We start from the raw sequence: 8,447 nt of genomic DNA, 5'->3' as shown, positions 1-8,447 counted from the left end.
CCGTATGCCTATCTCAAAGATGTACTGACGCGGCTGCCGACGCAGCGTGCCAGTGAGATTGATCAACTGCTGCCGCATCGGTGGATGCCCGCCTGAGTCACGCAAGGTGACTTCGGCGGACGCTTACCAACGAAATACTCTGTTCGCAAGACAGATGACTCTGTGGATCCTGACAAGTTGGATTTGAATAGCTTCGCCATTGGTGTGCTAACCGATCCCAAGGACGAGGGGGTGGACCTTCTCGATGGAGCGTGGCGTGAAGCTTTGGCTCTAACTCGTGCGGCTTGGAAGCCAGACCCGGCTCGTAACCGCATTACCTCTCCGAACTTTCCCAGCGGCAAGGGTATCCGCGAGGCTCGTCGGAAATTAGGAGGGGACATTGATCGAGGGCTACTGCTGCTTTACCCGCTTACTCCGTATTTTTATAAAGATAAGGAGCTCGAAAGGCTCATTGTGCCTGGATGGAGCAAACCCATAATGGCCTTCGCTATCGCGTTTCCCGCAAGCAATAATCCGATCAGCGTGGAATATGAAGTTAACCTCCTCTACTGGATGCAAGAATATGGCCCGTCCGAGTGAAGAGTTCCTGCTAGCGTGGTCATCACTCTCCGGAAATGACTCCATACCTGGCTGGCAAGCTATTTCCCTTACTCCTGCTGGCCCCGTGGAGTTGCAGGCCGGGCGGCGCTCACCGGCCAACGTCGAGGCGATTTTGTTTTACTTCCCGACTGCCAAGTTGGCTCGTGCCGAAAAATTGCCCGAGGGGCAGGGCTTTTTGATCGAGAGAGCTGATCCGGAAAATTATGGTGGACTTAGATTAGCGCTGACTCGCCAAGAAGCTGGAAGCACTGAGCTTTTCGCTGCAATGGTTTGCGATGTAGTCGGCGCGCTAGACGACATCGCCGCTACTGGCGTTGAGGAAACCAAATTGTTGCGGGTTTTAATCGGGCGAGTAGTTGCTTGGAAACAGTTCATGTCTCGTGGTGCGAATCCTCTCAGTCCCGAGGCAGAACTCGGTCTGGCGGGTGAACTGAACTTCATGATTGCTCTTCTGGGATCAGGAATATCGGCTGATGAGGTGCTCTTGGCTTGGGTGGGACCTGATGACGCTCCGCAAGATTTCCTGTTAGGAGACGGCGCGGTTGAGGTCAAGTCTACGATGTCCTCGTCTGGCTTCCCCGTGAATATAGCCTCCCTCGAGCAATTGGACGACGCCGTAGCATCACCTCTGTTTCTCGCTGCCGTGCGTTTTTCGCGTGAGGAAACCGGGCTTACTCTTCCTCAGATAGTCGCGGAGACCGAGCAACGACTAGGTGGGGAGCTAGGAGTGATCAGCTTCTTTAGAGAGAGGCTCATGGTCGCTGGTTACTTCGAAGGCCACTCGAGTCATTACACCCGAAAGTTCGAATCGAAGGAGAAACGGATTCTCTCCGTATCTGAAGGCTTCCCAAGATTGACAGCGGGGACAGTTCCCGCTGGAGTCACGCGAGCCCTTTACGAAATCAATCTGGACCACGCCGGAGAGTTCCTCTCGGACCTCGACGCGGCTCTGCAACTACTAGGAGTAACTGGATGACGCTTGATGATTTTTTCGCAGAGACCAGGGGCGAAATAGCGAGCCAGATGTCTGACGGCGCCCCTTTTGGTGAACTCGTTTTCTCCGAAGTGGTGATGCAGCATCTTGCTGAAGCCGGAATGACTTTCGATCCAGTTGTGTGCCACTTTCAGGGGAAGGTTGGCAATGCGAATTTGCGCTTAAGCGGCTATGCCATGTCTGAAGACGCTGATCAGCTTGACCTATTCGTAAGTTTGTACGAAGGCTTTGAAAGCCTTAGTCCCATTTCTGATCAAGATATCAAAACAGCAGCGGCCCAATGCGTTCGTTTTTTGGAGCTCTGTGCAGCCGGGCGTATTGCCGAAAAGCTCGATCCGTCAAGCGATGTCCATTCCCTTGCGCTGACGATTCGAGAAATTTACGACGGGCTTGAACAGGTTCGTGTGTACGTGCTTACGGACGGTATAGCGAAGTCGAAGAGTTTTAAAGCCCGAGACGTTGGCGGAAAGCACGTGAAGCTTGAAGTCATGGATATTGAGCGGCTTTACCGCCATCGTTCTGAAGGTAAGCCTCGTGATGAGCTGGTCGTTGACTTCAATGAGGTGTCTGGCTCCCCACTGCCTTGCGTATTCGTACCTGGTGAAACAGGAGACTATGACTACGCACTTACCGCTATCCCAGGTGAAGCTCTTCGGTTTGTTTATGAGAAGTTTGGCCCTCGTCTACTTGAGGCCAATGTACGATCATTCTTAAGCGTGAAGGCGAAGGGCGTGAATGCGGGACTCCAGAATACTTTGCGGAATGCCCCGGAAAGGTTCATGGCTTACAACAACGGGATTGTATTAGTCGCCGATGAGATGCGGCTTGATCGCGCAGCAGATGGATCTCCTGGCATCGCTTGGTTGCGAGGTATGCAAATTGTTAATGGCGGCCAAACTACAGCTTCAATTTTTTTCGCCAAGAAGAAATACGCAGATACGGATTTGAGTAAGGTTCGCGTCCCCGCCAAAATTATCGTTATGAAAGAGCAAGACCCGGCAAAAGAAGAGGCACTTGTCTCCGATATCTCGCGTTATGCCAACAGTCAGAATGCTGTTCGGCAATCTGATCTATCGGCCAATAAGCCATTCCATGTTGATATTGAGCGGTTGTCGCTTTCTGTCTATTGCCCTGATGGTACGGGGCGATGGTTCTATGAAAGAGCTGCAGGCAGTTACAACACGCTCCTTGCCCGTGATGGTGTCACTTTAGCCAAGCTCCGTGCCCTGAAGGAGTCTGTACCAACCTCGAGGAAGATTACAAAAACTGAGCTGGCGAAGTACTCCACTGCATGGGATGGCCATGCTGATGTTGTCAGTCTTGGCGCACAGAAGTGTTTTGATCGGTTCATGTCTGGTATGACTGAGGTGGAGGCCAAAGGGACGACTTTTACTCCGGATGTCGTTTATTTCAAGGCTATTGTCTCGAAAGCCTTGCTGTTCAAAGCGGTACACAAGACTGCACGACCATTGGTGCCTGCCTTTCTCGCCAACGTCGCTGCTTACACTGTTGCATTAATTTCTCATGCTTACGGCGAGTCATTTAACCTCGAGCGTATCTGGAATAGACAAGGAGTTTCTCCTCAGCTTATTAAACAGATTGAAATCTGGGCTCGGGAAGTCAATGACCGCCTTCATGAGACTGCAAACGGAAGGATGATCTCTGAATGGGCGAAGCGCCCAGAGTGTCGAGAGGTTATGTTCGCCCAGCCATTCTCTCCGCCTTTCGCAGATATTCCTGAGACGCTCTGACACCCTTCGCACTCTCAGAGAAAGCTCAAAACTATAGGGTAGGGTAGGTAGTCGAGAATTTTCGTTGGCAATGACAGGCTGGAGATTCGCCATCGTTGCCGGTGCCTGCCTCGAGTCTATCTGACACCAGATGCGTCGCTCGATAGTCGGTTCGGTTCGATCCGGTGCGCGATGTTGCTTGGCGGTTTTTTTCCAGATCGATAGGAGTCGAGGACCGCTGCGACGACAGCTGCGATTTTTCTAGCAAGAAGCGGCGGGACTGCGTTTCCGATCTGTGTGTACTGCTGTGTTCTATTGCCCTCAAAGAAGTAGTTGTCAGGAAAGGTCTGCAATCGCGCGGCTTCGCGAACAGTCAAACTGCGACACTGGCTTGGATCTGGGTGTATGTAGTAGTGGCCATCTTTCGCTATGTGAGCGACGACAGTGGTAGAAGGACCATCTTCCATTTGAACCCTGAACCGGTCACTAAAGGGGACAGAGTCGGAAGACACGTTCTCATGAGCTGGCAGCAGCTGCACAGGGAATTGATGTATTTTTGGAGAGGTGCCATACAATTTTGCGTAGCTTGCTGCAAAAATATACCTATGCAGATCAGAGCGCATATGGCTCCTTGCCTCATGCTGTAGCACTCCTTTAAGTCTTGGATCGAGGAACCACTCACGCTGCTTGGCACTCATTTCTGGCTCTTCTTGCCAAGGTACGTACCTGCTGCCATTGGAATTCAGTCTCTGTGCTTTAACAGCCGCCTTTTTTATGGCGTCTATCAAGTCGCCCCGGCCTGCTACATAGGGCTGTAAAAGCAAAGAGCTGGCCTCATCCAAGGCAGAGAGCCAGGCTTCTAGGGAGTCCCCCCCTCTTGAAATCTTGCTCCGTACCGGTGGGAGCCCTGATAAAGCCTGCCCCACTGTGAATACCGTTTTGCTGGGCTCCATTACAAACTTGTGCGGACGCTCCAACAAATCAGGACAGCTTGAGGCGACGTCAGAGCGAATCCCAAGCAGGATAACCCTGTGTCGAGCCTGCGGAAGGCCATGACGTTCGGCTTGGATGACAAAGTCGTGTGGATCTGGTTTTTCCGCGTCTTTAGGGACCACTAAGGAGCGGATGTTGTATGAGAGATCTCCAGCAGGAGCCGAGAGGTCATCGAGAATTTGCTGGAAGATGTGCGAGCCACTGTGCTTCGAGGACAGTATGCCTTTAACATTCTCCATCACGAAGATAGTGGGTTTGAACTCACGAATAATCCGCAGGTACTCTTTGTAGAGAAAGTGCTTTTCGTCGCTTTCAAACTCCTCTTGGCTCTCCCGCGTTCGACGAGCACGTCCCGCTACAGAGTAGGCTTGGCACGGCGGGCCGCCAATGAGAACCCATTCATCTGCACCAATCAGGGCTTCCCTGATCCAATTATCGACTTCCGCCGGGGGAATTTTACCAAGCTCTGCAAGTTTAGCTTCTAGTGCGGCCTCCACAGCTTCTGCTGGGACGTCCGGATGCTTGAAAAGCTCTTCACGAGTAATTTCGCCCCGGATGTATTGGTAGTAAGCCTCTGGCGCTTCGCCCTTCGGAAAGGCGCGAAACAATGCGCGTAGGGATAAGGTCGCATGAGCGACGGGATCTTTCTCGATCGAGACACGCAGCTGGAACTTACGTACTCCCTTCTCATGACCGCCGATTGAAGAGAATCCTTCCCCGAGTCCGCCCGGGCCCGCAAAAAGGTCGATGACCGGGATAGATTCCTTATATTTCATTGAGTTAGTCGATGCGCCAAATACGAAAATAAAAAAAGCGCACTGTAGCGCTCAGGTGAGTTGCGGCCCCAAAGAGACACGCACTATGTGCGATAAATGGTAACGGTTCACTGGGTAGCGGGCAAGAAATGAACCTTGAGCAGAGGTGCCGAGTTCCACCGAATGTACGAATGTACCCGTAAGAGGGTGGACTCTCATTGCCGAATAAAAAAGCCCCGATCAGATCGGGGCTTTTGCTTATCGATTTGCCGATTCAAATAACCATCATCAAATCGTGGCAAGCTCGGAAATCAATCCCAGCTCAACGCCCCACCAGTCTGATACTCAATAACTCTCGTCTCAAAGAAATTCTTCTCTTTCTTCAAGTCCATAATCTCGCTCATCCAAGGGAACGGGTTAGTCGTCCCTGGGTACTCTTCCTTCAAACCAATCTGGCTCAAACGACGGTTAGCGATGAACTTCAGGTAGTCCTCCATCATCGCCGCGTTCATGCCCAATACGCCGCGAGGCATGGTGTCACGCGCATATTCGATCTCGAGCTGAGTGCCCTGCAGAATCATCTGCGAAGCTTCTTCCTTCATCTCGGCATCCCACAAGTGCGGGTTTTCGATTTTGATCTGGTTGATCACGTCGATGCCGAAGTTCAGGTGCATGGATTCGTCGCGCAGGATGTACTGGAACTGCTCGGCGACGCCGGTCATTTTGTTGCGGCGGCCCATGGAGAGGATCTGGGTGAAGCCGCAATAGAAGAAGATGCCTTCCAGAACGCAGTAGTAGGCGATCAGGTTGCGCAGCAGTTCTTTGTCGGTTTCGACGGTGCCGGTTTCGAACTTCGGATCGGAGATCGAACGGGTGTATTTGAGGCCCCAAGTGGCTTTTTTCGCGACCGATGGGATCTCGTGGTACATGTTGAAGATCTCGCCTTCATCCATGGCCAACGATTCGATGCAGTACTGGTAGGCGTGGGTGTGGATCGCTTCCTCGAAAGCCTGGCGCAGGATGTACTGGCGGCATTCCGGGTTGGTGATCAGGCGGTACACGGCCAGGACCAGGTTGTTGGCAACCAGGGAGTCGGCGGTGGAGAAGAAGCCGAGGTTGCGCATCACGATGCGGCGCTCGTCGTCGGTCAGGCCTTCCGGGTCTTTCCAGAGGGCGATGTCGGCGGTCATGTTGACTTCTTGCGGCATCCAGTGGTTTGCGCAGCCGTCCAGGTATTTCTGCCAGGCCCAGTCGTACTTGAACGGTACGAGTTGGTTGAGGTCGGCGCGGCAGTTGATCATGCGCTTTTCGTCGACAGCGACGCGGGCGGAGGCGCCTTCGAGTTCGGCGAGGCCTTCAGCGATGTCGAGGTTGTCCAGGGCTGCTTTGGCACGGGCGATGGCGGCAGAGTCGTTCGCGGTAACGGCGCGAGCTTCTTGAGCGGCGACACCACCAGCGGTGTCGAGTCGGTCCATGTTGGCTTCAGTCGCGTGGCCGGCGTTGGCGCCTTTTACCACGGTCTCGCCGCTGTCTTCTTTGTCGAATTCGTCCCAGCTCAGCATGACGTGTCGTCTCCTGCGTGAGGGCCAGATGCCCGTGTGAAAACTGATTGGTTATTTTTCACACGGCCGTACTGGCCGCGTTGGATAGCGTTTTTTGCAGCGGTACACGCAGGCAAATAAACATAAATTTTTACGGGGTTCCGAGAGCCTCTGAGGGGCGCAGAAATCGGTGAGGACGTCGGCGTGGGCTTCAGACTGGCTGTTATCCCTGTAAGGGAATATTGCAGGCCCGTTTAAGCCGGCATTATAGGGAAATTTTTGCGGCCGTGGTGGGGCGAATCCGCGCATGGAGCGGTCGAGAAGGCGGGTTTTTCGGTCGGAGCGAGGGTTTACAGGGCTTTGGCTGGAGATCGCGGGTTAAGATTTTTTTTCATAAATTTTGATGCGCTACTTTTTTGTTCAAAAAATAGGCAAAAAAACCGGTTTTTCACTACATGTTGTGTTTTGAATCGGTTTTCGGTGGTTCAAGACACAACTAAGCCCGACCGAAGCCGGGCTGTAAAGTCACGCTCGATGATCAGCTCAGGCGTGCCGCACCGACGTGATCGGCGCCATCGGCAGCGAGTTTGGCCGCACCGGTGTGATCGAAGCCGTCAGCGGCGACTTTGGCGGCACCGGTGTGATCGAAGCCATCCGAAGCCAGTTTGGCTGCACCGACGTGATCGGCACCATCGGCGGCAAAGGAAGCCGTACCGGTACGGTCGTAGCCGTCAGAAGCGACAGTGCGGTCGAAACCGTCAGCAGCGAAGGTGTTGGCGGCCAGAACAGAAAGGGTCAGGGCGAGGATCAGTTTGGTTTTCATTGTAGTGCTCCAGGTTCGTTGGCGTTTTGTGCCTTGGGTATGGAGTGAATGCTATGCCAACTAATTTGATTAAAAAGCGCAAATAAATGCTTAAAATAATCGTATTAATCGATATATACGGTTCGGCGCTGCATCAGCCTTGAAAGGGCGGGGCGGATGGGTCGAACCGTTATGAGGCGGGCGGGTGATCAGCCGTTAGTGCAGCCGTTGCCCATGATGCTGTAGCGCAGGATGTGGCGTTGACCTTGGGAGTCGTCGTATTCCATTTTCACCGGAACAACTTCGCACACATTAGGAACTTCACTCATGGAGATAACTTTGGCGATGTCCAGGTGAGTCGAGTAAGTGTATTCCTCGATGGCGGGTTTCTGCTGTGCGACATCAGTCGGGACCTCGTCTGCCATGGCGGTTGCGCACAGGCTGCTGAGGGCCAGAACTAATAAAGCTTTCATTTCAGATTTACCTTTTAGAGGTCGAATGGGGTCACGCAACCTTTTTGGGGTTGCGTGTGGAGCTTGATTAAAGAGTCTTGGATTAACGGCCTTCGTGGGGGCTGCAACTTGGTTAATCACGTTGCCTTGTTGGCGGGCTGATTTTAGGCGTGGGGGGTGCATTCATATAGGTGGGGTTTTGATAAACACCTTTGACAGATTTCGTAACAATCACCGATTAAGGTGGTAGAAACCGAACAATTGGCGATCTCGGTGATGTGGTTTTCAGGTGGGCCGCGTTATCGTTCTGCGCGGGCAAGCCTCGCTCCCACAGGGGGTTGGTGTGCTTTTAACGGCGCATTCCAGGCTTATCACGGTAATTTGTAGGGGCTTGTTACTACCATCGTCGAATGGTTCTATAGGCCCGGCCCGGCTACAACTGGGGCCATACAAAAACAACTATTCCACCGAGGTAAGAAAGATGAGTGCGGCTTCTCTGTATCCCGTTCGTCCCGAGGTTCTGGCCAATACGCTGACTGACGAGGCAACCTACAAAGCCATGTACCAGCAGTCGGTCGTC

Annotated in this window: 9 protein-coding genes; 5 read left to right on the top strand and 4 right to left on the bottom strand. The window is 53.0% G+C overall.

The annotated features are described in order from the left end of the window. From QMX98_RS29405 to QMX98_RS29390, 4 genes are all read left to right on the top strand, one after another. The coding region (locus QMX98_RS29405; RefSeq protein ID WP_045059740.1) for a transposase domain-containing protein at window positions 1–96 on the top strand (96 nt) is incomplete at its 5' end. 66 nt (window positions 97–162) lie between these two features. Then, window positions 163–579 carry a hypothetical protein gene (locus tag QMX98_RS29400; protein WP_282411789.1) on the top strand — a complete coding sequence of 139 codons (417 nt, stop codon included), beginning with the start codon at window positions 163–165 and terminating at the stop codon, window positions 577–579. Next, entirely contained in the window at window positions 563–1,576 is a 1,014-nt protein-coding gene (locus QMX98_RS29395; protein WP_282411788.1) for a PD-(D/E)XK motif protein, read from the top strand. Before QMX98_RS29400 ends, QMX98_RS29395 begins: the two co-directional genes overlap by 17 nt. After that, window positions 1,573–3,345, top strand: coding sequence for an AIPR family protein (locus QMX98_RS29390; protein ID WP_282411787.1), 1,773 nt, complete (start codon window positions 1,573–1,575; stop codon window positions 3,343–3,345). Before QMX98_RS29395 ends, QMX98_RS29390 begins: the two co-directional genes overlap by 4 nt. Before the next feature lie 116 nt (window positions 3,346–3,461). Here QMX98_RS29390 and QMX98_RS29385 read toward each other — a convergent pair whose 3' ends face one another. The 4 genes from QMX98_RS29385 to QMX98_RS29370 all read right to left on the bottom strand — a co-directional run bounded on the left by QMX98_RS29385 (window position 3,462) and on the right by QMX98_RS29370 (window position 7,888). Next, window positions 3,462–5,093 (bottom strand): DNA cytosine methyltransferase, encoded by a 1,632-nt coding sequence (locus tag QMX98_RS29385; RefSeq protein WP_282411786.1) that lies wholly within the window; start codon window positions 5,091–5,093, stop codon window positions 3,462–3,464. A 290-nt stretch (window positions 5,094–5,383) separates the two neighbouring features. After that, entirely contained in the window at window positions 5,384–6,634 is a 1,251-nt protein-coding gene (locus tag QMX98_RS29380; RefSeq protein WP_017340233.1) for a ribonucleotide-diphosphate reductase subunit beta, read from the bottom strand. 517 nt (window positions 6,635–7,151) lie between these two features. Then, a complete protein-coding gene (locus QMX98_RS29375; protein ID WP_077748655.1) occupies window positions 7,152–7,436 on the bottom strand; it encodes a hypothetical protein in 285 nt (94 codons plus the stop codon). A gap of 188 nt (window positions 7,437–7,624) precedes the next feature. Beyond that, on the bottom strand, window positions 7,625–7,888 hold the full coding sequence (locus QMX98_RS29370) for a DUF2790 domain-containing protein (RefSeq protein WP_010457261.1): 264 nt from the start codon (window positions 7,886–7,888) through the stop codon (window positions 7,625–7,627). Between the two features lie 460 nt (window positions 7,889–8,348). Here QMX98_RS29370 and QMX98_RS29365 point away from each other — a divergent pair. Beyond that, the coding region (locus QMX98_RS29365; protein ID WP_248679717.1) for a hypothetical protein at window positions 8,349–8,447 on the top strand (99 nt) is incomplete at its 3' end.

It is taken from the genome of Pseudomonas sp. PS02303 (assembly GCF_029959925.1).
Classification (GTDB): domain Bacteria; phylum Pseudomonadota; class Gammaproteobacteria; order Pseudomonadales; family Pseudomonadaceae; genus Aquipseudomonas; species Aquipseudomonas mandelii.
This window is presented reverse-complemented; position numbering and strand designations above follow the sequence as displayed.

Bases quoted from the DNA above. Each gene is read 5' to 3' on its own strand.
- QMX98_RS29380 (WP_017340233.1), bottom strand. From the start codon at position 6,634: ATGCTGAGCTGGGACGAATTCGACAAAGAAGACAGCGGCGAGACCGTG.
- QMX98_RS29375 (WP_077748655.1), bottom strand. From the start codon at position 7,436: ATGAAAACCAAACTGATCCTCGCCCTGACCCTTTCTGTTCTGGCCGCC.
- QMX98_RS29385 (WP_282411786.1), bottom strand. From the start codon at position 5,093: ATGAAATATAAGGAATCTATCCCGGTCATCGACCTTTTTGCGGGCCCG.
- QMX98_RS29395 (WP_282411788.1), top strand. From the start codon at position 563: ATGGCCCGTCCGAGTGAAGAGTTCCTGCTAGCGTGGTCATCACTCTCC.
- QMX98_RS29390 (WP_282411787.1), top strand. From the start codon at position 1,573: ATGACGCTTGATGATTTTTTCGCAGAGACCAGGGGCGAAATAGCGAGC.
- QMX98_RS29370 (WP_010457261.1), bottom strand. From the start codon at position 7,888: ATGAAAGCTTTATTAGTTCTGGCCCTCAGCAGCCTGTGCGCAACCGCC.